Annotated in this window: 14 protein-coding genes; 6 read left to right on the top strand and 8 right to left on the bottom strand. The window is 61.2% G+C overall.

The genetic code is table 11. The features are described 5' to 3' along the window. Positions 1 to 37: 37 nt before the first annotated feature. Positions 38 to 1102: a 3-deoxy-7-phosphoheptulonate synthase AroG gene (aroG, locus tag JAB1_RS16775; protein ID WP_070280977.1), complete on the bottom strand. Its 1065-nt coding sequence runs from the start codon at positions 1100 to 1102 to the stop codon at positions 38 to 40. A gap of 484 nt (positions 1103 to 1586) precedes the next feature. On the opposite strand from aroG, the gene JAB1_RS16770 reads away from it, so the two are divergent. Continuing rightward, on the top strand, positions 1587 to 4469 hold the full coding sequence (locus JAB1_RS16770) for a TonB-dependent receptor (protein ID WP_254672134.1): 2883 nt from the start codon (positions 1587 to 1589) through the stop codon (positions 4467 to 4469). Between the two features lie 147 nt (positions 4470 to 4616). Here the strand turns inward: JAB1_RS16770 and tldD are convergent, their stop codons facing one another. From tldD to JAB1_RS16755, 3 genes are read right to left on the bottom strand one after another with little or no spacing between them, the layout of a single operon-like run. Then, positions 4617 to 6077 (bottom strand): metalloprotease TldD, encoded by a 1461-nt coding sequence (tldD, locus tag JAB1_RS16765; protein WP_070280975.1) that lies wholly within the window; start codon positions 6075 to 6077, stop codon positions 4617 to 4619. Between the two features lie 21 nt (positions 6078 to 6098). Beyond that, on the bottom strand, positions 6099 to 6899 hold the full coding sequence (locus JAB1_RS16760; protein WP_034782501.1) for a carbon-nitrogen hydrolase family protein: 801 nt from the start codon (positions 6897 to 6899) through the stop codon (positions 6099 to 6101). 30 nt (positions 6900 to 6929) lie between these two features. Next, a complete protein-coding gene (locus JAB1_RS16755; RefSeq protein ID WP_343215997.1) occupies positions 6930 to 11090 on the bottom strand; it encodes a YhdP family protein in 4161 nt (1386 codons plus the stop codon). Positions 11091 to 11169: 79 nt separating this feature from the next. On the opposite strand from JAB1_RS16755, the gene glnE reads away from it, so the two are divergent. The 3 genes from glnE to JAB1_RS16740 all read left to right on the top strand — a co-directional run bounded on the left by glnE (position 11170) and on the right by JAB1_RS16740 (position 15220). Beyond that, positions 11170 to 14103 carry a bifunctional [glutamate--ammonia ligase]-adenylyl-L-tyrosine phosphorylase/[glutamate--ammonia-ligase] adenylyltransferase gene (gene glnE / locus JAB1_RS16750; RefSeq protein WP_343215996.1) on the top strand — a complete coding sequence of 978 codons (2934 nt, stop codon included), beginning with the start codon at positions 11170 to 11172 and terminating at the stop codon, positions 14101 to 14103. Positions 14104 to 14116: 13 nt separating this feature from the next. Then, positions 14117 to 14893, top strand: coding sequence for a YoaK family protein (locus tag JAB1_RS16745; protein WP_070280971.1), 777 nt, complete (start codon positions 14117 to 14119; stop codon positions 14891 to 14893). 138 nt (positions 14894 to 15031) lie between these two features. After that, positions 15032 to 15220: a hypothetical protein gene (locus tag JAB1_RS16740; protein WP_070260030.1), complete on the top strand. Its 189-nt coding sequence runs from the start codon at positions 15032 to 15034 to the stop codon at positions 15218 to 15220. A gap of 57 nt (positions 15221 to 15277) precedes the next feature. On the opposite strand, the gene gap is transcribed toward JAB1_RS16740, so the two are convergent. Further along, the gene (gene gap, locus JAB1_RS16735; RefSeq protein WP_010395244.1) at positions 15278 to 16288 is read right to left on the bottom strand and encodes a type I glyceraldehyde-3-phosphate dehydrogenase; all 1011 of its coding nucleotides are present in this window, start codon (positions 16286 to 16288) and stop codon (positions 15278 to 15280) included. 75 nt (positions 16289 to 16363) lie between these two features. Continuing rightward, complete coding sequence (gene tkt / locus JAB1_RS16730) at positions 16364 to 18361, bottom strand: transketolase (RefSeq protein WP_070280969.1); 1998 nt, start codon at positions 18359 to 18361, stop codon at positions 16364 to 16366. 188 nt (positions 18362 to 18549) lie between these two features. Between tkt and JAB1_RS16725 the strand changes: the two genes are divergently transcribed. After that, entirely contained in the window at positions 18550 to 19275 is a 726-nt protein-coding gene (locus JAB1_RS16725; RefSeq protein ID WP_070280967.1) for a 16S rRNA (uracil(1498)-N(3))-methyltransferase, read from the top strand. A 103-nt stretch (positions 19276 to 19378) separates the two neighbouring features. Here the strand turns inward: JAB1_RS16725 and JAB1_RS16720 are convergent, their stop codons facing one another. After that, positions 19379 to 22444, bottom strand: a complete 3066-nt coding sequence (locus tag JAB1_RS16720; protein WP_070280965.1) for a carboxypeptidase regulatory-like domain-containing protein — start codon at positions 22442 to 22444, stop codon at positions 19379 to 19381. Between the two features lie 590 nt (positions 22445 to 23034). Continuing rightward, positions 23035 to 23823, bottom strand: a complete 789-nt coding sequence (locus tag JAB1_RS16715) for an SEL1-like repeat protein (protein ID WP_139144589.1) — start codon at positions 23821 to 23823, stop codon at positions 23035 to 23037. A 415-nt stretch (positions 23824 to 24238) separates the two neighbouring features. Here JAB1_RS16715 and JAB1_RS16710 point away from each other — a divergent pair, with 415 nt between their 5' ends. Beyond that, complete coding sequence (locus JAB1_RS16710; protein ID WP_070280961.1) at positions 24239 to 25870, top strand: NAD(P)/FAD-dependent oxidoreductase; 1632 nt, start codon at positions 24239 to 24241, stop codon at positions 25868 to 25870. Positions 25871 to 25922: the final 52 nt, after the last annotated feature.

Here is a 25922-nt window from a genome sequence, read left to right as displayed (position 1 = left end):
TTAGCTTTCCGGGCTTTTTTTCATGCTGCGCGCCACGTTATTCCGCGTCGCCCTGCAAGCGGCGCTGCTTGACGGCCGCCGCCAGGTTTTCCAGCACGGCCACGCTGGCGCTCCAGTCGATGCAGCCATCCGTGACAGACTGGCCATAGATCAATTCCTTGCCCGGGATCAAATCCTGGCGTCCCGCCACCAGGTGCGATTCCACCATCACGCCAACGATGCGGTCATCGCCCGCCGCCACCTGGCTGGCGATGTCGGCGCACACGGGGATCTGGTTTTCCGGTTTTTTCGAGCTGTTCGCATGCGAGGCGTCGATCATCAGGCGCGCCGCCAGGCCTTGTGCCGCGATCGCCTTGCACGCCTCGTCCACGCTGGCTGCGTCATAGTTCGGGGTTTTCCCGCCGCGCAAGATGATGTGGCAATCCTCGTTGCCGTTGGTCGAGACGATGGCCGAGTGGCCGCCCTTCGTGACGGAAAGAAAATGGTGCGGCTGCGAGGCAGCCTTGATGGCTTCCACGGCGATCTTCACATTGCCGTCCGTGCCATTCTTGAAGCCGACCGGACAGGACAGCCCCGACGCCAGCTCGCGGTGCACCTGCGATTCCGTCGTGCGCGCGCCGATGGCTCCCCAGCTGATCAGGTCGGCGATGTATTGCGGGCTGATCACGTCGAGGAACTCGGTGCCAGCCGGCAAACCCAGCTCATTGATATCGCGCAACAGTTCGCGCGCCATGCGCAAGCCGTCGTTGATGCGGAAGCTGTTGTCCATGTACGGATCGTTGATCAGGCCCTTCCATCCCACCGTGGTGCGCGGCTTCTCGAAGTAGACGCGCATGACGATTTCCAGTTCGCCCGCGAAACGCGCGCGCTCCTTGACCAGCAGACGCGCATATTCCATGGCCGCCTTGGTATCGTGGATGGAGCAAGGCCCGATCACCACCATCAGGCGGTCGTCCTGGCCATGCAGGATACGGTGCAGGGCAATGCGGGCGCTGGCAGCGGTCTGTTCGGCTTGCTCCGAGCAGGCAAATTCGCGGATCAGGTGGGACGGCGGGGTCAATTCCTTCATTTCGCGAATACGCAAATCATCGGTGCGGGGCATCATTTTCTCCAAAATTTAAGGATGGGTAAAACATCTGGGTAAAAAAAAACCGCCATGAGTGGCGGTTTTTTAGAATTTGCTGGGATCTCGTTTTGCTGCTACGTGAACCGACCGCTACTCCACCGCCTTTGGGTTGGAATTGCTAAAGTAAAAATAAGCGGTAAAAAAGTGGCGAGCGAACATGCGAGTCATCCGTAAGTGATGAACGACTATAAACCTAAATTGCAAGGGTTGGCAAGCATATTTGTCGGCAAAGCCGCATGTCACCGCCGTTTTACACTGCCCAATACGCAAAAAAGCATAAAAAGTTGCGCGCCATGACTCTCGCTGTGCATCTGCGCTGCGACTCTGCATACCGGACGCCACCGCTGTGTCCGTCGTGGCAACCACGCCACGCCAGCCATTCTATCGACGACAAGCGGGGCACTATTTGATCTAGATCAATTCCAGCGTCGCGGGACGGAGAAAACTCAAGGACGTATCGATGACCTTTGACTGCCTGACCTTTCCGGAGAACCGCATGATCCCGACACCATCCTTACAGTCCACCACCTTTTCACCACCCAGACTGGGCCTGGCACTGGCCAGTGCGCTGCTGAGTCTACCCGTCCTGGCGCAGGATGCCGCGCCGATTGCCCGCGTGGAAATCACCGGCTCGAACATCCGCCGCGCGCAGGCGGAAACAGCGTCGGCCGTACAAACCCTGAACGCGGCCGACATTGAAAAATCGGGCAAGTCCAGCGTGGCCGAACTGCTGCAGACCCTGGCCGTCGACAACCAGGGTTCCGTGCCCACGTCCTTCGGCAACGGCTTTGCCGCCGGCGCTTCCGGCGTGTCGCTGCGGGGCCTCGGCACGGCCTCGACCCTGGTCTTGCTGAATGGCCGCAGGGTGGCGCCGTACGGCCTGGCCGACGATGGCCAGAAAGTGTTTGCCGACCTGAACATCATTCCCCTGGAAGCGGTGGAACGGGTGGAAATCCTCAAGGATGGCGCCTCGGCCATCTACGGTTCGGACGCCATCGCCGGCGTGGTCAACGTGATCCTGCGGCGCGACTACCAGGGCACGGCCATCAAGGGCAATTACGGCAAGACCAAGGAATGGGACGGGCGCGACGCGCGCGCCGCCATCACGCACGGCTTCGGCGACATCGACAGCGACCGCTACAACGTGCTGCTGAATCTCGAATACAGCGAAAAGGCCGCCATCTGGAACCGCGACCGGGCCGGGCGGGGGGCCGTCGGCCGCAGCGACTTGCGCGACCTGGGCTTCAGCGCGCAGGAGTCGCTCAGCGGCGCGGGCGCCATCACCACCAACAATGCGGCCGGCAGCGCCGTCAACGGCAATGTGCGCAATCCCGACACGCTCGACTACTACAACCGCGGCAATCTTGCCGGCGCGGGTTTTACGCGCGCCTTCCCCGGCGCCGCCTGCGGCAACTTCACCACGCATCCGCAAGGCGACCCGGGCGGCGGCTGCCTGACCGATGCTGCGCAACAATACGGCCAGATCCAGCCGAAACAGAAGAACATCAATTTCTTTGGCCGCGCCGCCTGGCAACTGACGCCAGCGTTGCAGACGTATGCCGAATTGAACGTATATCACAGCGAATCGCACTCGGCCACCACGCCATCGACGGTCAGCGGCTCGGTCGGCTACCCGGGCGGCCCTGTCAGCAATGCGGGAGTGTCGCTGGGCGCCGCGCACCCGGACAATCCGTATTTCGGCACGGCGGCGCGGCTGCGCTACCTGGCGGCCGACGTGGGGCCGCGCCTGTCGGAAGTCAATTCCACCTTCACGCGCTTTGTCGCCGGCATCAAGGGCGCGGTGGCGGGCTGGGATATCGACAGCGCCTTGCTGTACTCGCAGAACAAGGTGTCGAACGACTTGAACGGCTACCTGCAGCGCGACGTCGCCTTCGCCCTGCTCAACCCGACTGCCGCGAATGTGGCGGCGGCCAGCCTGAACCCCGCGTATGCAGCCCTGCCGGCCGGCAGCCTGTGGCGCATCGCGGAAAACGCGGGCCTCAACTCAGCCGAGCTGTACGCGGCCCTGTCGCCGCGCATTTCCAACGATGCCAAGACGCATATCGCGCAGATCGACTTCAAGGCCAGCCGCGAGGTGGCCAAGCTGGACGGCGGCGGCCTGGGCGTGGCCGTGGGCGCCGAATTCCGCCACGAATCGACGGAACTGAAACCCACCACGGGCACGGAACGGGGCAATATCATTGGCCTCGGCTATTCCGCCTACAAGGGCAGCCGCAATGCCTCGGCCATCTATGCCGAGGTGCTGGCGCCCGTGCTGAAAACCGTGGAACTGTCGGGCGCCCTGCGCGCCGACCATTTCACCGACGTGGGCAATTCCTATACCCCGAAAGCGGGCGTGAAATGGACGCCCCTGCGCGAACTGGCCCTGCGCGGCACCTTCGCCAAGGGCTTTCGCGCACCCAGCGCGGCGGAAAACGGCGTCGGCGGCCTGGCAGCGTTCTCCACCGCCAGCGATCCGCTGCGCTGCGGGCTCGGCGTGGAAGCGGCTTGCGATCCCGCCTCCATCGCCGTCATCACGTCGCCCAATCCCAAGCTGTCACCCGAACGTTCGCGCAGCTATTCCATGGGCGCCGTGTGGGACCCGCTGCCGCGCACCAGTATTTCCGTGGATCTGTGGCAAATCCGCCGCAAGAATGAAATCAACCAGGAGCAAACGGACACCGCCATCGCCGAAGGCCATGTGGCGCGCGACCCATCGACGGCCACGGCCATCGCCGGCGATCCGGGTGCCATCACGGCCGTGCTGGCCAATTATGTGAATTCGGCGCAAACGACGGTGCGCGGCATCGATATCGACGCGCGCCAGCGCTTCAGCCTGGGCAGCGACTATGGCAGCCTGGTGTTCGACCTGAAATGGACGCATCTGTACAAATGGCTGCGCACGGAGCAGGATGGCACGCAACGCGATTTTGCTGGCACGCATGGCAATTGCGATGTGTCCAACTGCATGGGCACGCCGGACGACCGCATCAACCTGGGTGCCACCTGGGAGCGCCAGGACTGGCGGGTCACGGCCAACGTCAACTACCGCGCGCCGCTCGACAACGTGCTGTTCAAGAATGACCCGGACGGCTGCGCCACGCATTTCGCCGACGGCACGGATGCCCCTCGCGGCTGCCGCATCGCCTCGTTCACCACGGTGGACCTGACGGCCCGCTGGCTGGCCACACCCAAGCTGGAAGTGTTTGCAACGGTGCAAAACCTGTTCGACAAGATCGCCCCGCTCGATCCGCTCACATATGGCGCCACGGGCTACAACCCGCTCGACTACGCGGGCGCGGCGGGACGCTTCATCAGCGCGGGGGTGAAGTACAAGTTCTGAATTTCGTCATATTTTCAACGTATCAGGCGTTTCAGGAACCGTAGCGAGCAAGCCCAATATTGGGTTGAGTAGCGCAGCTGTACTTCAGGTACAGCGAGCAACGCAAACTCAAGAGTGGGCTGCGCAGTAGGTTCCTGAAATGGCGATCTAAGCCGTCCCGCCGACCGTGATGCCATCCAGGCGCAAGGTCGGCTGTCCCACGCCCACGGGCACGCTTTGCCCCTCCTTGCCGCACACGCCCACACCCGAATCGAGGCGCATGTCGTTGCCGATCATGGAAACGCGGTTGAGCACGTCCGGGCCGTTGCCGATCAGGGTGGCGCCCTTCACCGGGTAGCTGAGCTTGCCGTTTTCAATCATGTACGCTTCGCTGGCCGAGAAGACGAACTTGCCGTTCGTGATGTCGACCTGGCCACCGCCGAAGTTGACGGCGTACAAACCGTTCTTGACGGACGCGAGGATCTCGCCCGGGTCCTTGTCGCCGCCCAGCATATATGTATTCGTCATGCGCGGCATGGGCAGGTGGGCGAACGATTCGCGGCGCGCATTGCCCGTCACGGGCATCTTCATCAGGCGCGCATTCATGGTGTCCTGGATGTAACCGTTCAGGATGCCGTCCTCGATCAGGGTCGTGCACTGCGTCGGGTTGCCCTCGTCATCGATATTCAGCGAGCCGCGCCGGCCCGCCAGGGTGCCGTCATCGACCACGGTGACGCCCTTGGCGGCCACGCGTTCACCGATGCGGCCCGAAAACGCGGACGAACCCTTGCGGTTGAAATCGCCCTCCAGGCCGTGGCCGATCGCTTCGTGCAGCAGGATGCCGGGCCAGCCCGGTCCCAGCACGATGGTCATGGGGCCGGCGGGCGCCGGGCGCGCTTCCAGGTTCACCAGGGCCGAATTGACGGCGTCCGTTGCGTATTGTTCCAGCACGGCATCGCTGAAATAGTCATAGCTGAAACGCCCGCCGCCGCCGGCTGAGCCCGTTTCGCGGCGGCCATTCTGTTCCGCAATCACCGTCAGCGAGACGCGCACCAGCGGGCGGATGTCGGCCGCCAGCACGCCATCGCTGCGCAGCACCAGCACCACGTCGTATTCGCCGGCCAGGCCCGCCATCACTTGCACCACTCTGGGATCTTTCGCCCGCGCCATCTTTTCCACTCTTTCCAGCAATTGCACCTTGGCCGTGGCATCCAGCGAGGCGAGCGGATCGTTGGGCAGGTACAAGGAACGGCCGCCCTGCGCAAGCATCTGGCCCGCGATCCTGATTTTGCCGCTACCTGCGCGCGCGATGGTACGCGTGGCCGCCGCCGCTTCCAGCAGGGCCCGCTCGGAAATATCGTCGGAATACGCAAAGGCCGTCTTGTCGCCAGACACGGCACGCACGCCCACACCCTGGTCGATGGAAAAACTGCCCGTCTTGACGATGCCCTCTTCCAGGCTCCAGCCTTCGCTCTTGGTCGACTGGAAGTACAGGTCGGCATAGTCGACCTTGTGCGTAAACATCGTGCCCAAGGCTTTCAACAGCTTGTCTTCATCCAGACCGAAAGGCGTGAGCAGGATATCGCGCGCCACGGCCAGGCTGGACAGATTGGGTTCAAATGGGATCATGGTTCTTTCTCACAATTCAATTCACATGGTGCGGTGCGCCAGGGCGGGCAGCGACTCGCGCACGCCGGCCAGGAACACCAGGTCGATCTCGCCGCTGACCACGCCCTCGCCTTCGGGCAGCACGGCTTTCACTTCGCCCCACGGGTCGATCAGCATGCTGTGGCCCCAAGTGCGGCGGCCGTTCGGATGCAAGCCGCCTTGCGCCGAGGCCAGCACATAGCACTGGTTTTCGATGGCGCGCGCGCGCAGCAGCACTTCCCAGTGGGCGCTGCCCGTCGTATGGGTAAACGCGGCCGGCACGACGATCAGCGCGCAATCGCCCATGGCGCGGTACAGCTCGGGAAAGCGCAGGTCATAGCAGATGGACAGGCCGACCCGGCCGAACGGCGTCTCGATCGAGCGCACCTGCGCACCGGGCACGATGGTGCGCGATTCATTGTACGACTCGGTGCCGCGCGTAAAGCCGAACAGGTGGATCTTGTCGTAGCGCCCGGCCGGCGCGCCTTGCGGGTCGTACACCAGCGTCGTATTGAGTACCTTGCCCTCCTCACCGGAAATCAGGGGCAAGGTGCCGCCGATCAGCCAGATGCCGTGCTGGCGCGCCATCTGCGCCATGCCATCCTGGATCGGCCCGCTGCCGGGCTGTTCCGCATGGGCCAGCTTGTCCGTTTCCTGCTTGCCCATGATGGCCCAGTATTCGGGCAGCACCACCAGCTGCGCGCCACCGGCGGCGGCCTGCGCCACCAGCCGGCGCGCCGTGGCCAGGTTGTCTTCCACGGAGGGCGAGGAAATCATTTGTACTGCTGCGACTGTATGCATCATTGCCACCTCTTATCCATTCGAACGCCTCGCCTATTTCGCCACGGCCTCCACGGCTGCAGCGGCAGGCACGGCGACAGGTTCCAATTTACCACCATCGAGCTTGGTCACGACGGGCGATTTCCACGGGCCGGCGATCTGCATGTGGTAAGTGAGCGCCTTCATCACGGGAGCGCGCAGGAACAATTGCGCCAGGAAACTGCCCAGGCCGATGACGGGGTTGACGGCCAGCGCGTACACGAGCGGCCCCGTGCCCAGGTTAAATTCGGGGATCACCACCACGTGCAAATTCGTCGTTTCATTGGCGATATCGGCCGTGCCATCCATCAGCACGGTGGCCGCCACGCCATGCATCTTGAGGTTGTCCGTGGTCACGACGCCGCGCTTGATGCTGGCGTTGGCCGTGATGCCGTCAAAGGCCAGGCCTTCGGAAAACACGTCGTGGAAATCGAGTTTCAGCAAACGGGGCAAGGCTTGCAGGCTGAGCACGCCCAACAGCTTGGCCGCGCCCGGATCCTGCTTGAGGAACTGGCCCGATTCCACGTTCATCTCGATCTGCCCCGACAAGGTGGGAATGTCGAGCGAATACGGCAAGCCATTCCAGGCGATGTCACCGCTCAGGCGGCCCTTGCCGCGACGCACCGTATCGGCAAAGCCGAAGCGGTCGAGCAACTTGCCCGCATCGACGATATCGAGGCCAAAACGCAGGCTGGTCGTGCTTTGCCCATCCTTGATGACCCATTTGCCATTGCCGCTCAACGCGCCATCGGGGTTCGACAGCTGCAGCTTGCCCACGCGCCATTCTCTCCCGCCCGCCGCCATGGTGTTATAGGCCTGCAATTCCAGCCGGCCGATCTTCTTGTTGAACAGTTCAAATTGCTCGGCGACGATATCGAGCGAGGGGATCGACTGGGCGCCACTTTTTCCTTCCAACAGATTCTTCACGTCGTTGGCGGCCGACTCGGGAATGATCAGCGACGACAGGCGCGCCGTCATCTTGCCCAGGCCGGACGGCGTTTCCAGCCACGTTACATAGCCGGACACTTGTTTCGCGTCAATATTGGCTTGCCACACATCCTTTTGATGCGTGGCGCCCACGACCACGTTTTCCAGCTTGCGCTCGCCCAGCATCAGTTCGCTGGCACGGGCCGCCATCATGTCCGGCACCACGTATTGCGCAATATCGGGCGCATCGTCGGCGGCACCGCTGTCGGCGGGGGCCGTGCCGCTGCCGGCGATTTCACTGCCGGCGGCAATCCAGCTGTCCACGTCCAGGGTTTTCATGTTGACGTTGAACATCATGCCGCTGTCTGGTTCCGGCGCCGGCACATTCACGCCGATGCCGCCGCGCACCAGGCGCCAGGCATCCTTGCCCTGCTTCTGGCGCTGGTAGCGGGCAGCGATGCCGGAACCCAGCGCGATGCGGATATCGTCCGTGCGCAAGCCCGCGCCGTTGGTCGCATTGCCCGTCAGGGTGAATTTCACGGGCAGGCTGTCGCCGGCCGGCTTTTTCAGGGGGGCGGGGAAATCCAGACCCAGGCCCGTCAGCGGCGACTCGACATTGACGACCACCTGGTGGTCGCGCGCCGTGATCAGGCCGCTGTAACGGGCGCCGCCATTCAAATGTTTCGCCAGGCGCTGCAGCACGGGCGCCGGATAGGTCTTGCGCAAGCCGTCGATCGTCATGTTGCCGGCCAATTTCACCTGGATGGAACTGTCCGGCTGCGTACCGCCCGAAATGGCCAGCGGCCCGCCCAGCAGGCTGCCATTCAAGCCATTCAGATTGACGCCTTTTTCGTTGAATTCGATCTTGCCCTGCGTGCCGAGCACGGGCGGCATGTCGTGGAACAGCACCACGTCGTTGCCCGCCAGCTGCAAGCTGCCCTGCACGGTCGACTCGAGCATGCGCTCTGTCGGCAAGTGCAATTTGAGGGCCAGCTTGGCATTGCCCGTTGCCGTCGTTTCATCCGTGAAATGCTCGATCCAGCCGAGCACGGGGCTGGCCGTCACGTACTTGAGGAATTCCTGCATCGGGCCGGCCGCATTGCCCTCGATATCGAGCAAGGTGTCGAAGACAGTCAGGTCGGGGATCACGGCTTTGACATTCGTCAAGGCCACACCGCCCGTGGTGGCCGTGTCGCCGCGGATTTCCATGCGCGCCCGCTCGAACACGAAACTGCCCTTGATCTTTTCCGCCTGCGGCCACAGCGGTGCCTTGCCGGCCAGGGGGCCGCTTTCCGCAAATTCGCCGGGCGCGTAGTTCAGCGTGCCATTCTCGATCTTGCCGGCCACGCGGAAGTCACCGCGGTTGCGCTGGGCCGGGGTGTCGGCCTTGAAAGGGAAATGTTCGAGTTCGCCGCGCAGGCGCAGGCTGACATCGCGCGCCACGCCGCCCTCCAATGCGCCCGTCAGCCAGTGGCGCAGGTGCTCGGGCGTTTGCAGCGGCAGATAGCGGCCGATGGTGTTGATCTGGAAGTTGTCGATCGTACCCGTCACATCCACCTGACCCAATTTGCTGCCGTCGAGCGGCAAACGCTGCGAACCATGCAAGGCGACCCGCATGCCTTGTTGATTAAAATCAAGCCTGTCCAGGTCAACTTGCAGCATATTGTCTGCTTGGAAAGCCCAGCGCGCCTCCATTTCGAATTGTTCGAACGGCAAGGCCGGCTCACTCAAGTAGGAGGCCAGTTGCAATACCAATCCCTGTGCATCGATATCGATCTGGCCGCCCTTGTCGCTGGCGTCGATACTGCCCGTCAAATGATCGAAACCGGGGATAGCCGGTGCGGCCGCCTGCGCAGGGCTGGTCGCCGTCTTCGCCACGGCCAGGCGCGCCGGCTGCGCATTCAGGCCCAGATCGATGAGCTTGCCGCGCAAACGGTAGCTGGCCGGCGTCGCCATCTCGCCTTCCCATTGCGCAGAAAAGTCCTGCAAACGCCCGCGCGGCGCCAGGGCGTCGAGGCGCTGGCGCTGCTGTTCTCCCAGCGGCAGCTTGTCGGCCAATGCGGCCAGGGTCTGCAAATCGAGCGACTTGGCCGTGATTTCCGTACGCGCCGGCTTGCGCTTCGTGGCGGCAACAAAGCGTTCGGACAGGGTCGTGGGCGGCAGGCTGAGGCCATCGCGGGTTTCCACCGCAAAATTCGTCAACTCGACCTGGTGCCCATTCGCGCCAAAGGTGGGCTTGCCGTCCGGCACCTGCGCCGACAGCTCTTCTTTTGCCGAAATGCGCCCGCTGACCGACAGCAAGTCGAGCGGCGCGATATGTTCGCCCAGCTGCGCCTGCACATCCGTCAAGCCCACGTCGGCCGTGAAGCCGGCCAGGCGCGCGTGATCCAGGCTCAACCAGGCGCGCAGGGCGCCCTTGCCCTGGCTCAGTTCAAACGGATAGTCGAGATAGCGGCGCCAGGCGGCCAGGTCGGCATTTTTCAGGTCGGCGTACAGTTCCCCCTTCCACATCGACACATCCGAGATGCGCGTGCTGAAAGGCGGATGCGTGAAGTGGGCGCGCACATCGATGGGCGCGGCCAGGCTAGGCGGCGGCGTGGCCTGCAAGCCCAGCCGGTGGCTGCGCCAGCGGTTGCGCAACAGCACATTGACCTGCGATAAAGCCAGCTCGGGTGTGCCGCGCGCTTCGTCCGTCCAGCGCACCTTGCCGTCGCGAATGATGATGTCATGCTGCGACAGCAGCCAGTCGGCGCCCTTGCCATCGCTGCCTTGCGTGCTGTCGATCAATACCCCGGCTACGTACAGCTTGCCATCCTTGCTGCGCCGCACGTCCAGGTCGGGCCGCGTGATTTCCAGGGTAGTAAAGCGCACGGAGCCCAGCACGCTCCACCACGACACCGTGGCCGATATGCTCGGCAGGCTCAACGCCTGGCGGCCCGCCTGGTCGCGCAGGGTCACGTCCCCAAGGAAGAGATTCGGGCGTACGCCATGCCAGGAGGCATAAATCCGCGCAATGCTGACAGGGTTGCCCAGCGCGCGGCTGGCCGCCCGCTCGATATCGCCTTTGTAGTAATCGATATTCGGCAAGATCGCGTAGCGCAGGAATAAAAACAGCACGGCGAAGGCGAAGTACGCCAGCAATACCAGTTTGATGGTAAAACCCAACACATGGTGGGTGGCCAGGTTGGCCATGCGATAGGCAGCACGCAGCCGCTGCCAGCGCAGGGCCAATGGCACATGTTCTGTCACGCTTGCTTCTGGCGGTTTTTGCATCAATAAGCTAATAAACTGGCCCGGCGTCAAATAATGGCAAAAATCGTCTGCATTCGTGGTGCGCGCCTGCATCCTTGCGCTTGCGTCTGAGCAAAGCCTCCCTTACCATCGTCCGGAAGAGCACGCACTGCCGGCGGTATTGGGCCGGCGGCACAATTTTACCGCATCCCCCGCCGTTCGCAGCCAAGTTAAGCAAGAACATGCACGCAGCATCCACGAGACACTTACCGATACCATGAGCACACAGCCTTTGATCTCCGCCTCCCGTTTCTACCAGCGCTGGCTGGACGCCGCCCCCGAGCGCGCCGCGCAGGTGGCGCAACTGGTGCGCGCGCCGCTGGACGGGCTCGACTTTGCCGCCGAGTTGGCCGCCCAGGCGAATGCCGCCACGCCGCCGCTGCCGCCCGAGCGGGCCATGCGCCGCCTGCGCAACCTGCTCGTCTGCGGCCTGATCGCGCGCGATCTTGGCGGCCAGGCCGACTTGAACGAAGTCGTCACGGCCATGACGGGCTTTGCCGATTTCGCCATCCGTACGCATGTGGACGCCATCATGGCTGAAATGGTGGCCCTGCACGGCATGCCTGTCGGCGAGGAGTCGGGCGAGGAGCAGGCCTTGATGGTATTGGCGATGGGCAAGCAAGGCGGCGGCGAACTGAATGTCTCGTCGGATATCGACCTGATCTTTGTCTACCCGGAAGATGGCGACACGCAAGTCACCGTGGCGGGCCAGCGCAGCCTGTCCAACCACGAGTTTTTCATTCGCATGGGCAAGAAACTGATCGCCGCCCTGGCCGAGATCACGCAAGATGGTTTTACTTTCCGCGTGGATATGGCCTTGCGTCCGAACGGCAACTCGGGGCCGCTGGCCGCCAGCCTCAGCATGGTGGAACAGTACCTGATCGTGCAAGGGCGCGAATGGGAGCGCTACGCCTGGGTCAAGGCGCGCGCCGTAACGGGCAAGGCCGAGGATATCGCCTCGCTCGACGCCATCGTGCGCCCGTTTGTCTTCCGCCGCTACCTCGATTTCGGCGTCATCGATGCCATCCGCACCATGCACGGCCAGATCCGCGCCGAGGTCAACCGCCAGGAACGTCTGCACCCGGACCGCAGCAACAACGTCAAGCTGGGCCGTGGCGGCATCCGCGAAATCGAATTCCTCGCGCAAGTATTTCAATTGATACGGGGCGGGCGCGACGCCGAGCTGCGCGAACGTTCCACGCGCGCCACCCTGCGCACGGTGGCAGACAAGGGCTTGCTGGAGCCGGCCATCGTGGAACAGTTGCTGGGTTCCTACACCTTCCTGCGCAACCTCGAACACCGGCTGCAATACCTGGACGATGCGCAAACCCACACCCTGCCAGCGAATGACGCCGACCGCCTGACCGTGGCGCAGATGATGGGCTTGCCCGACACGCCCACCCTGCTGGCCCAGCTGGAAGCACACCGCGTATTTGTCGCCGGCCAGTTTGACGAGATGTTCAGCGACAAGAGCAGCGGCACGCCGCCGGCCGACACGGGCATCGACCCGCAAACGTCGAACGACTGCGCCGCGTCCGACCAGCAGGAAGCCATCGAAGCGCGCTTTGCCGCCCTGGGTTTCCATGAGCCCGCCGCCTGCGCGCGCCGCCTGCTGGCCACGTGGCAGGCGCCCCGTTTGCAATCCTTGCCCGAGGCGAGCCGCACGCGCCTCGTCGCCCTCGTCAATTCCGCCCTGCCCCTGATCACAGATTGCTCCGTATCCAACGGCAATGCCAGCCAGCTGGCCACCCTGGGCCGGCTGCTCGATTTCCTGGAAGCGATTGCGCGCCGCTCGGCCTATCTGTCGCTGCTGACGGAATACCCGCATACGCTCGAGCGCGTCGTGCGCATGGTGTGCGCCAGCGGCTGGGCCGCCACCTTCCTCACGCAGCACCCGATCCTGCTCGACGAGTTGCTCGATGAGCGCATCCGCAACACGGTGCCGGACCCGGCCGCCCTGGCGCTCGACCTGCAGCGCCAGCTCGACGACGCGCCCGGCGACACGGAGCGGCAGATGGATATCCTGCGCGAAATGCACCACGCGCAGCTGTTCCAGTGCCTGGCGCAAGACCTGGCGGGCGACCTGAGCGTGGAAAAACTGGCCGACTACCTGTCGCAGCTGGCCGACATCATCGTCGCCGCCACCGTGCAAGCCGTCTGGCAAACCTTGCCGACGCGCCACCGCGACGTGCCGAAATTCGCCGTCATCGCGTACGGCAAGCTGGGCGGCAAGGAACTGGGCTATGTGTCCGACCTGGACGTCATTTTCCTCTTCGACGACGACGACCAGGAAGCGCCCGGCCTGTACGCCAAGCTGGCGCAACGTTTCATTACCTGGATGACCTCGCACACGTCGGCCGGCATTCTGTTCGATATCGACATCGCCCTGCGTCCCGACGGCGCCTCGGGCATGCTGGTTTCCAGCGTGCAGGCATTCGAGCGCTACCAGAGCAGCGCGGCCTGGGTGTGGGAACACCAGGCGCTCACGCGCGCGCGCTTTTGTGCCGGAGATACCACCATCGGCAAGCATTTTGAGCGCATCCGCGACACGATCTTGCGCAAGGAGCGCCCGGAAAACGGCCCGCTCAAGGGCGAAGTGGTGGCCATGCGCAAGAAGATGCTGGATGCGCATCCACCCCGCCCGGGCAGCTTTGACTTGAAGCAGGATCCGGGCGGCATGATCGACATCGAGTTCATGGTGCAATACCTGGTGCTCCAGCATGCGGCGCAGTATCCGCAACTGACGGCCAACTCGGGCAATATCGCCCTGCTGCGCCTGTGCGGCGAACTGGGACTGATCGACGCCCAGCTGGCCGCCCTGGTCGCCGACGCCTACCGCACGCTGCGCAAGCTGCAGCACCAGTTGCGCCTGCAGGGGCAGGACCTGGCCCGCGTGGAACCGGAACGCGTGCGCGTGCATGCGGATAACGTCGTGCGCCTGTGGCAAGCCATCTTCGGCGCCGCAGCCTGAGGCCGGCCCGGGCATGCCGCTCCATTACCTGTCGCGCCTGAGCGGATCGGCGCGCGATACGCAAGCCAACCTGCAGCTGGGCTGCGTGCTGGCGCTGGTGGCGGGCGCCGTGAATGCGGGCGGTTTTCTCGCCATCGGCGGCTATACCTCGCACATGACGGGCATCGTCTCGGGCATGGCCGATGACCTGGCGCTGGGCAATATCACCGTGGCCCTGGCAGCGCTGGGAGCATGGCTGGCCTTTGTCAGCGGTGCGGCCGTCACGGCCATCATGGTGAACTGGGGCAAGCGGCGCCGGCTGCACAGCCAGTTTGCCGCCAGCCTGCTGCTGGAAGCAGCCTTGCTGTTGCTGTTCGGCTTGACGGGCAATTATCTGGCCGCCATGCCCGACGTGCTGGGCCCCGTCACCATCTTGCTGCTGTGCTTTGTGATGGGATTGCAAAACGCCATCATCACCAAGATTTCGGGCGCCGTCATCCGCACCACGCACGTGACGGGCCTGTCCACCGATATCGGCATCGAACTGGGCAAGATGGCGTATTACAACCGGCGCCACCTGCCGGACCGGATGGTGAAGGTCAACCGCGGCAAGCTGAGAACGCACAGCCTGCTGATCGCCTGCTTCTTCATCGGCGGCGTCAGCGGCGCCCTGGCCTTCAAGCACATCGGTTTTCCCGCCGCCACCATCCTGCTCGCCGGCGTGCTGACCCTGCTGTCCGGCGTGCCCGTGCTGCGCGACCTGCGCCTGCTATGGCGCTTTTACCGGCGCCGCCTGCACGCCTGGCGTTAGCAGGAATATTTTTCTTTATAGCAATAAATTACTGATTTTAATGCTAATATTTTTCTGCGTCTGGCCGGTTCACCATGCCTGCCGTGACGGCCTTTTGATTTGACACCCTACCGTTGTCCAATTGTGAAAGCGAGAAAAATGATTTCCATTAAAAAAGCCCTGTTTATCTTTGCCATCGCCGTCGGCGCCGCAGCTTCGTTCTCCAGCACGGCCGCCGTGCGCGCGTGGATTCCGTCGGAAAACTGCGACTACATCCTCAACATGTGCTACCAGGGCGTCGAGGCGTCGTGCGAGCAGTGGCGCAACCAGTGCGAACCCAAGGAATAAGCTGGCAACAGACGAAAAAAACGCCCCGAAGGGCGTTTTTTGTATGCTAGCCAGGAATTACTTGGCCGACATCAGTGCGACGGTGGTGTCGAGCATGCGGTTCGAGAAACCCCACTCGTTGTCGTACCACGACGATACTTTCACCAGACGGCCCGACACTTTGGTCAGGGTCGAATCGAAGTTCGACGAAGCCGGGTTGTGGTTGAAGTCGATCGAGACCAGCGGTTCGGTCTGGTACGTCAGGATGCCTTCCAGGGCGCCTTCCGAAGCGGCTTTCATCAACGCGTTGACTTCTTCCACGGTGGTATCGCGCTTGGCGATGAAGGACAGGTCGACCAGCGACACGTTGATGGTCGGCACGCGGATGGCGAAGCCGTCCAGCTTGCCATTCAGCTCAGGCAATACCAGGCCCACGGCGGCAGCGGCGCCCGTCTTGGTCGGGATCATGCTCATGGTGGCCGAACGGGCGCGGCGCAGGTCTTCATGCATCACGTCGGACAGCACCTGGTCGTTGGTGTAGGCGTGCACGGTGGTCATCAGGCCCGTTTCGATACCGATGGCGTCGTTGAGCGGCTTGACCAGCGGTGCCAGGCAGTTGGTGGTGCACGAAGCGTTCGAGATGACGGTGTCGGTCGATTTCAGTACCGAGTGGTTGACGCCGAACACGACGGTTGCGTCGACATCCTTGCCGCCTGGTGCCGAAATGATGACTTTTTTCGCGCCGCCCTTCAAGTGAGCCGAAGCTTTCTCTTTGGTGGTGAAGAAGCCCGTGCATTCCAGCACGACGTCCACGCCCAGCTCGCCCCATGGGATTTCAGCCGGATTGCGCTGTGCGAATACGCGGATCGGATCGCCATTGACGATCATGTTGTCGCCTTCGACGGTGACCGTGCCCGGGAACTTGCCGTGCGCGGTGTCATAGCGGGTCAGGTGGGCGTTCGATTTGGCATCGCCCAGGTCGTTGATGGCAACGATCTGGATATCCTGTTTCTTGCCGCCTTCGTAGAAAGCGCGCAACACATTACGGCCAATGCGGCCGTAGCCATTGATTGCAACTTTGATCGTCATACTCTGCTCCTGATTAAAAAAGAAGGTACATGCACGCCCTGGCAAGTGCATCGCCAGGGCCGTTAGAAATCAATATTAGCCAGCGATAACGGCTTTGACCTTGGCCACGACGTTCTCGACCGTGAAGCCGAAGTGCTTGAACAGCACGCCAGCCGGAGCCGATTCGCCAAACGTGTCGATACCGACCACGGCGCCTTCCAGGCCCACGTATTTGTACCAGAAGCTGGTCACGCCCGCTTCGATGGCCACGCGCGGCACGCCTTTCGTCAGCACGCTGGCCTTGTAGGCGGCGTCCTGACGATCATACACGTCGGTCGACGGCATCGACACCACGCGCACGTTGATGCCTTCGGCTGCCAGCGCGCTGGCGGCGGCGACAGCCAGTTCCACTTCGGAACCGGTGGCGATCAGGATCGCCTTGGCATCCGCCACGTCGTTCAGCACATAGCCGCCGCGGTAGATGTTGTCGATCTGTTCGGCGCTACGCTCCTGGTACGGCAGGTTCTGGCGCGAGAAGATCAGGGTCGACGGGCCATCCTTGCGGCGCACGGCGGCGCCCCAGGCAGCGGCCGACTCGACGGTGTCGCACGGACGCCAGTTGTCCAGGTTCGGGATCAAACGCATCGACGAGACGTGCTCGACCGATTGGTGCGTCGGGCCGTCTTCGCCCAGGCCGATCGAATCGTGGGTGAACACGAAGATCGAACGCAGCTTCATCAGGGCAGCCATGCGCAGGGCATTGCGGCTGTAGTCGGAGAACGTCAGGAACGTGGCGCCGAACGGAATGTAGCCACCGTGCAAGGTGATGCCGTTCATGATGGCGCTCATGCCGAATTCGCGCACGCCGTAGTTGATGTGGTTGCCCGGCTGGCCCGAACGCACGGCCACGCACTCTTTCCAGTTGGTCAGGTTCGAACCGGTCAGGTCGGCCGAACCGCCGAGGAATTCCGGCAGGGACGAAGCCAGGGCCTGGATGGCGTTCTGGCTGGCCTTGCGGGTGGCGATGTTTTCTTTCTTTTCGACGCAGGAAGCGATGGCGGCCGACAGCGCCGTTTCAAACGCGGCTGGCAACTCGCCCTGCATGCGGCGCGACAATTCTGCGGCTTGCTGCGGGAATTCACGGCTGTAGGCGGCAAAGCGCTCGTTCCAGTCCGCTTCCAGCAAGGCGCCTTGTTTCTTGGCATCCCAGGCCGCGTACACGTCGGCCGGCATCTCAAATGGCGCGGCATCCCAGCCGATGTATTCGCGCACGGCAGCGATTTCCTTGTCGCCCAGCGCGGCGCCGTGGACCTTGTCGCCGCCTTGCAGGTTCGGCGAACCCTTGCCGATGATGGTCTTGCAGCAGATCAGGGTTGGCTTCGATGCGGTCTTGGCGGCGGCGATGGCGGCAGCCACGGCGGCAACATCGTGGCCATCGACGGCGCGGATGACGTTCCAGCCGTACGCTTCGAAGCGGGCCGGGGTGTCGTCCGTGAACCAGCCTTCGACTTTGCCGTCGATGGAAATGCCGTTGTCATCGTACAAGGCGATCAGCTTGTTCAAGCCCAGGGTGCCGGCCAGCGCGCACACTTCGTGCGAAATACCTTCCATCAGGCAACCGTCGCCAACGAAAGCATAAGTGTAGTGGTTGACGATGTCGTAGCCAGGCTTGTTGAATTCAGCAGCCAGCAATTGCTCCGACAGGGCCATGCCGACGGCGTTGGCGATGCCCTGGCCCAGCGGGCCGGTAGTCGTCTCGATGCCTGGCGTGATATCGACTTCCGGGTGGCCCGGGGTTTTCGAATGCATCTGGCGGAAAGCCTTGATGTCATCCATCGACAGGTCGTAACCGGTCAGGTGCAGCAGCGCGTAATGCAGCATCGAGCCGTGGCCGTTCGACAACAGGAAACGGTCGCGGTTCTGCCATTTTGGATTCGCGGGATTGTGACGATAGTGACCACTCCACAGAGCAACTGCGATCTCGGCCATGCCCATCGGCATGCCTGGATGGCCGGAGTTGGCCTTTTGTACAGCGTCCATTGCCAGTGCGCGGATCGCATTGGCCATTTTGGTAGTCGGGAGCGTAGTTGTCATGATGGTGTGGGTCAGTCGCGAGTTTGGGATTCGTTTGCAACAGCACGGACAGGGAAGCCGGCTGCTTTCTGTGGTCAAGTATTTTACCAGACTGGGGGGCCGCAAATTAGAATTGCGGCGTACTGGCCAGCCAAATGGCTATACTTTGACGTCTTTCCACCCCACATATACCACCGTTGAGGATTTGCATGCCGCGTTTTTTCTGCCCCCAGCCGCTCGTTGCCGGCACCACCATCGCCCTGCCGGAGGCTGTCGCCCACCATATCCAGGTCGTGCGCCTGGCGCCGGGCGATGTCATCACCCTGTTCAATGGCGAAGGCGGAGAAGTGCAAGCGAGCCTGGTAACGGTTGCCAAGCGCAGCGTGACGGCTGAAATCCAGACGCACATAGCGCGCGAAGCGGAGCTGCCGTATGCCGTGACCCTGGCGCAGGCGCTGCCGGAAGCATCCAAAATGGACTGGATCATCGAAAAAGCCATCGAACTGGGCGCGGCGGGCATCGTGCCGCTGTCGGCGCAGCGCTGCGTCGTGCGCTTGTCAAGCGAACGAGCCGAAAAAAAACTCGCGCATTGGCAAGGCATTATCGTTTCCGCTTCGGAACAATGCGGGCGCAACCGCCTGGCGCAACTGGCACCGCTGCAGGATTTCAATAGCTGGAGCAGCCAGCAAGATTTACATAAACGCATCATTTTGACGCCGCGCGCGGAGCAGTCCCTGGCCGACTGGGCCCGCCACCAGCCGCCGCAAGCCATCACCGTGATGGTAGGACCGGAAGGCGGGTTTTCGGAGGCGGAAGAAAAGGCGGCCCTCGCCGCCGGCGCCATCGGCCTGGCTATGGGCCCGCGCATCCTGCGCACGGAAACGGCGGGCCTGACGGCATTGGCCACGCTGGCGGCGTTGTGGGGCGGGATGTAGAACATAACAATCACGTCAGACAATAAAAAAACCGCCGGCTTGCACCGGCGGTTTTTTTATGATCGCCTTGCCCATTCGCATGGGCAAGGCCTATCCAAGTCGATTAGAACTTGTAGTTGTACTCTGCGGTCAGTTTCACAGCGCGTGGCGCGGTGTAGCTGATGACGCGGCCGTACGTTTGGCTGACGTTGAAGTTACCACGAGCAACGTTGTAGGTTTCGTCGATGGTTTGTGCCGTTTGTTTGTTAAACACGTTAAACACATCCACTTTCAAAGCCAGGCCGCTGATTTGCTCTGGACGGTAGGTCACGTTGGCATCGAAACGCACATCCCATGGCAGTTTGCCGAAGGTGCCGCGTGGTGCTTCCTTGCCATCGCAGTAGAAGTAGACCGAACCGTAGTTCGCTACGTCGGCTGGCAGGTCAGGACGGTTACCGAAGCAGCTGCGTGGACGACCCGAAGCGATCAGGGCATTGCCGCCGACGCTGATCTGATTCGTCAGCTCATAGAAGCCGAACGCTTTGATCTGGTGGGTACGGTTGTTTGGCAGCAAGCCATCCGCGCCCATCATCAGCTCTTTGTTGTCCCAGCTCGAAGTTGCAGCCACGTCGGTTTGTGCATTGTCCGAACGGGTTTGACCTTCGGTGTTACCCGTGCTGCGCGACCACGTGTAGTTGATACGGCCATACCAGCCATTGCGCATCGGATGTTCCGCAAACAGATCGATTGCGGTGTACGTACGCTTGGCTTTTTCGAAACCGATATCGGCAGCCTTCAGATCGACGCGGGTGTAGTTCGATTGCGTACCAGCGAAATCGACCCAGAAGCTGTTGTCTTCGCCTGGATTGAACGAAGCGCAGTTAAAGCCGCCGTAGTTCGACGTATCGATGCCTTTGGCGGCAGCGAAAGCATAGATCTGACGGTCGTCGCAGAAGTCATCGATCGTTTGACGCAGTTTGCGATAGGTGACCTTGGCGCCGAAATTCAAGCTAGGCGAGTAGGCTTGCTCGAAACCGACCGTCAATTCATCCTGGTACGTCGGCTTGATATCGATCGCGCTCAGGGTCTTGACATCTTTCGCTTGGCCCAGTTCGTTGTTTGTCGAGAACTCAGGCGTCAAAGCCTTCAGACCCGTCGGACGACCGTACTGATCGGTACCGGTATAGGTGTAGTACTGGTTGGTGAACAGCGAGCGGCTTGCGCCACGCACGGCCAGGTGGGTCGGGATTTGCACGGCATAACGACCAGCGCTACCGTACACTTTCAACGATGCATCACCATGCACGTCCCAGGCAGCAGCCAGACGTGGCGACAGCTGGTTCTTGATTTCCAGGAAGGTTTCGCCGTCACCGTTTTTGTTTTTAAACGATTCGCTGCGCAGACCAACGGTCACCAGCACGTCTTTCGTTGCCTGGTAACGGTCTTCGAGGTACTGAGCCGACTGGTCCGAGAACGCATTGGTCAGCGTGTTGTACAGCGTGCTGCCAACATAGTAACCCTGGGTACCCAGGCCGCCGCCGCTGGCCACCGGCACGCGATAGCCGCCGCCGAAGTTGGTCGCTGCCAGTGGATTGGCAACTTTGCCGTACGTCCACAGACCGCCACCAGCTTGCACATCACCCGCATTCACGGACGACAGCTTGTTGTTGTCCAGGCCGCCACGAATCGTGTGCTTGCCCAGTTTGTATTCCAAGTCGATACGCGACGACTTGATCTTGCTTTGCGCATCATCACCTGGGATCACGCCACTCAGCACTTGCGGGCTGGAATAGTTCAGGCCAGGTGCACGGGCATTCGAAGGCGCGGTGATCGAGAAGATATCCGCAGGAGCGCTGCCTACTGCATCAAAGCGGTTCTTGTTCTTGGTTTTGCTTTCGCCGTACACGGCGGTGACAGTCAGGTCATCGGTCAGATTACCCGTGTAGCGCAGAATTTGCGATTCGGCGCCGACGTTAGGCGAGAACGTTGCATCATTTGTATAGTGCTGCGATGCCGTTTGCGCGCCGCGCAGAGCGGTTACGTAGTCATACGCATACAGTTGACGGTCCGACTTGCCTTCATCGCCGAGGAAGGTGGCTTCCAGGCGATGATTGTCCGTGATGTTCCAGTCGAACTTGGCGATGTAGCGATCGATCGTATCCTGGTTCGATGCAAAGCCGGTGGCTGCATTCGACGCCGAGGTACGGGTGCCGTTGATGCGTTCCCAATCGGTTTTCTTGGTTTCTACCGCAGCGAACATGAACAGCTTGTCCTTGATGATCGGACCACCGACGTAAGCGCCGTAGGTCTTTTCAGTCTTGCTGTTTTCCGAGTTGCGGCGGAACAGGGTGCCGTCGGTCGTTGCATTTTCCGGACGACCCGTTACTGGGTAGTAGCTGTCGCGGTATTTCGCGCGCAGATTGTCCGGCTCGATGCTGACGCTGGCGCCAAATTCCCAGTTATTCGTACCGCTCTTGGTGGTGATATTGACCACGCCGCCAACCGAACGGCCGAACTCGGCGCCGAAGCCGCCGGTCAGGATCTGTGCCTGGGCGATCGCGCCGAAAGGCAGTTCCGATGCGCCCAGCTGTGTCAGCGGGTTGGTAACAGGGAAACCATTGATATAGTACGCGTTTTCAGACGCGCCGCCACCACCGAAGGATGCACCGGCCGCGTAGCGCGAGTCGGCACGGGTGGTGTTTGGTGCCAGCTGAATAATCGCTGCAACGTTTTGCGCGATAGGCAGACGGGCCAATTCTTTGGCGGTAAAGGTCGCGCCATTGTTGGAGCTGGAGACGTCGATACGGTTACGGCGGCCAGTAACCTGAACCGCTTGCACGCCGGGAGCTGCCGTTGCTGTGACAAACGAGGCATCCACGCCCTGGCCCACCAGGACATCGACTTCGACCGTTTTGCTGACTTGGCCATCACGTACCAGTTCCACTTTGTAGTGGCCTGGTGGCAAGGCGGTGGCGAAATAGCGGCCCGATGCGTCAGGCACCACGATACGCTTGGCGCCCGTGTCCGTATTCAGCAGAACAACCGTGCTGCCAGCAGCGGCTTCGACGTTACCGTAGATATTACCGGCAGCGTTCGATTGAGCCATGGCTGCAGGAACCACGGCAGCGGTCAGGGTTGCCGCACCAAACGCGATGGACAACGCGCGTACTAAAACAGTTTTTCTAAACATGTGTTTTCCTAATTATTATATTAAGTGTTATGGGGTACCTCTGATAGAGAGACCCGGCAAAGTTAAGCACTAAATCATGTTCAATACGTTTTTTATTTCCGGTTTTAGTTTTCAATTAATTTCACTCTCAACCCACACTGATAGCGCAGATCCCCAAACGAATAGTTTTAGAAAAAATTATTCGCTTAAGCAATACATAAAACCATATTGCCTGCATTAGTGTCAATACAATAGCTTGTGACTTGTGCGTAAAAGCAACAACTCGCAGAGGGGCAGTTTTGACAGGAACAGGTGTCTGAAATGGAGCATGCGCGCACCACTTTGGTGCAATGCAAAATAAAGAATATGTATATACGAAAAACCAACTTCAGCTCGCGCTCGATCATGGGGTTTGAGACGTTTTTGCCTTGCGCAAATGCACCGAAGTGGCAGCGCAACATAGGTGCAGGCAGGTTGCAGATGGGCGCGACAGCGCCGGGGGAAAGGAAAGGGGAAGAACAGAAGCGGAGACCTTGACGTTGCAACAATACAACATTCCCTTGGATCTCCACTTCTGCGTTTCATTGCAGGAGCGTACGGATTCTTATTTCTTATTTCTTATATGAAGTCGTGAACATGGAATGTTCCATATTTCTTCTGGTAGTTTCCAATACCCGTATTTCATTATCCGATGTTATTTTATCCTGGACCAGTTTCTTGTCATATTCGGCCGCATATAATTCAGTCGATTTTTTCCAGGCACTGCTTTCATTGGAAATGTTTTGTTCTATCGCTGCCGCTTCCGCCAAGATATTGCCGTAGACTTTATTAATCAACGCAGCGGAACGGTTAAATTCTTCATTATTCATCAGCTTGAGAATTTCCGGCTTGATGGTTTTATCCGCAGGAGCGACGCTGCGCAAATTGACGATAAAGCGCCCATAACACTCGGTCCAGGTATTGATCTTGGCATTCACTTTACGAATGTCTTCATTGCTCGTCGATTTCGCGGGAATTTGAGGGCGCTCGCAACCGTAGCGGGAGTACGCAGCGCTACCGCCGTCAAAGCTCGTCGTGTAGTAGGCGATATCGGCGTGATGGGCTTTGCGCTCTTGCACCAGCGCGAGCGAAGCGGCAGCTTCCGGATGCCCTTTGGCGGCAGCCTGCTTCAGCCAATAAGCGGCCTTTTCCGTATCTTCAGCCGTCCCTTCGCCAAAGCCGTACATTTCACCGAGCTGAAGTTGGGCATTCACATTCCCCGCCTCGGCTAATTTATTAAATATCTGAAAGGATTTGTAAAAATCCTTGTTTTCCCATAATTTCTGAGCATCGCTCAATTCATCTGCATGCACAGCCCCGAACCCTGCCAGCAGCAACATGACCAAAGTTAATTTTTTCATCTTCACGCCCGTTAAGAAAATTAGAGATTCAAACCCTGGCTGATCACTTGAAGACACCTACCGCCAGATCAGTACGGGCCCGCACATCAGCAGTTAATCCTAAGTCACAATTTATTATTTTGCAATTTTAAATTGATTGAAAATCACACAAAAATACAGACTCAGGCATGCCTACAGAGTGCCACACAGCAATAAAGAGAGGCTGAAAAATTTACGCACGAGCGAATTTTGTTGCAAATAAATTACATCCATTCCACGCCACATTGTCATTTCCACCAAAAAATCGTTGACAATCCATGCTTTGCCATCACAGCTCACTGCCGATAGTCCGGGGAGTGCGGGTAAAATAGCGCCTTGCCGTACAACACGCATTCACCATGGGGCCTAGACAGCCCCCAACCTTGGACTCATCATTATGTTGCGACTCAACGAAGTAAAACTCCCCCTTGAACACGACGAAGCGGCCCTGCCCGCCGCCATCCTGGCGCGCCTGGGCATAGCCGCCGCCGATTTGCTCGGCTTTACCGTCTTCAAACGCAGCTATGACGCGCGCAAGCGCAGCGCCGTGGTGCTGATTTACTCGCTGCACGTTGAGGTCAGGAACGAGGCCGCCGTGCTGGCGCGCCTTCAGCACGACATGCACCTGATGCCCGCGCCCGACACCGACTACAAATTCGTCGCCGGCGGCGAACAGCTGGCCGGCCACACCAATGAACCGCGCCCCATCGTCATCGGCACGGGCCCCTGCGGCTTGTTCGTGGCGCTGATCCTGGCGCAGATGGGCTTGCGTCCCCTCATCCTGGAGCGGGGCAAGCAGGTGCGCGAACGCACGGTCGACACCTTCGGTTTCTGGCGCAAGCGCGAACTGAACCCGGAATCGAACGTGCAGTTCGGCGAAGGCGGCGCCGGCACCTTTTCCGACGGCAAGCTGTACAGCCAGATCAAGGACCCCAAGCACTACGGCCGCAAGGTCTTGACGGAATTCGTGAAGGCGGGCGCGCCTGAAGAAATCATGTACGTGAGCAAACCGCACATCGGCACCTTCCGCCTGGTCAAGATGGTGGAAGAAATGCGCGCCAATATCGAGCGGCTGGGCGGCGAATACCGCTTCAGCAGCAAAGTGGTCGATCTCGACATCGTGCCGGGTGCCGATGGCGGCCAGGTGCGTGGCGTGGTGCTGGACAATGGCGAAACCATCGCCAGCAACCACGTCGTGCTGGCCATCGGCCACAGCGCGCGCGACACCTTCGAGATGCTGCACCGCCGCGGCGTGTACATCGAAGCGAAACCGTTTTCGATCGGCTTCCGCGTGGAACACCCGCAATCCCTGATCGACAGTTGCCGCTTCGGCCCCAGCGCGGGCCACCCGATCCTGGGCGCGGCCGACTACAAGCTGGTGCACCACGCCAGCAATGGCCGCTCCGTCTACAGCTTCTGCATGTGCCCGGGCGGCACGGTGGTGGCGGCCGCGTCGGAACCGGGTCGCCTGGTGACGAACGGCATGAGCCAGTATTCGCGCAACGAGCGCAACGCCAACAGCGCCATCGTGGTCGGCATCACGCCGGCCGACTATCCGGGCGACCCGCTGGCCGGCATCGCCCTGCAACGCGAACTGGAAGAGCGCGCGTTTGCCCTGGGAGGCGGCAACTACGATGCGCCAGGGCAATTGGTCGGCGACTTCGTCGCAGGCCGCGCCTCGACCGAATTTGGCAGCGTGGTGCCATCGTACAAGCCGGCCGTACACTTGACGGACCTGGCCCCATCGCTGCCCGAATACGCGATCACGGCCCTGCGCGAAGCGTTTCCGGCGTTCAACAAGCAGATCAAGGGCTATTACAAGGCCGACGCCGTGCTGACGGGCGTGGAAACGCGCACCTCTTCGCCGATCCGCATCAAGCGCCGCGACGACGACCTGCAAAGCCTGAATACACGGGGACTGTTCCCCGCGGGTGAAGGCGCCGGCTATGCGGGCGGCATCCTGTCGGCGGCCGTCGACGGCATCAAGGTGGCTGAAGCGGTGGCCCTGTCGATGGCGGCGCGCGGCTAAGCACGCTGTCCCCGCCCTGCAGTGGGACGAAAAAAAACCGGCACCATGTGCC

It is taken from the genome of Janthinobacterium sp. MP5059B, from assembly GCF_001758645.1.
GTDB classification, from domain to species: domain Bacteria; phylum Pseudomonadota; class Gammaproteobacteria; order Burkholderiales; family Burkholderiaceae_D; genus Janthinobacterium; species Janthinobacterium lividum.
Note: the sequence above shows the minus strand (reverse complement) of the source record. Positions and strands in the feature narration are given on the sequence as shown.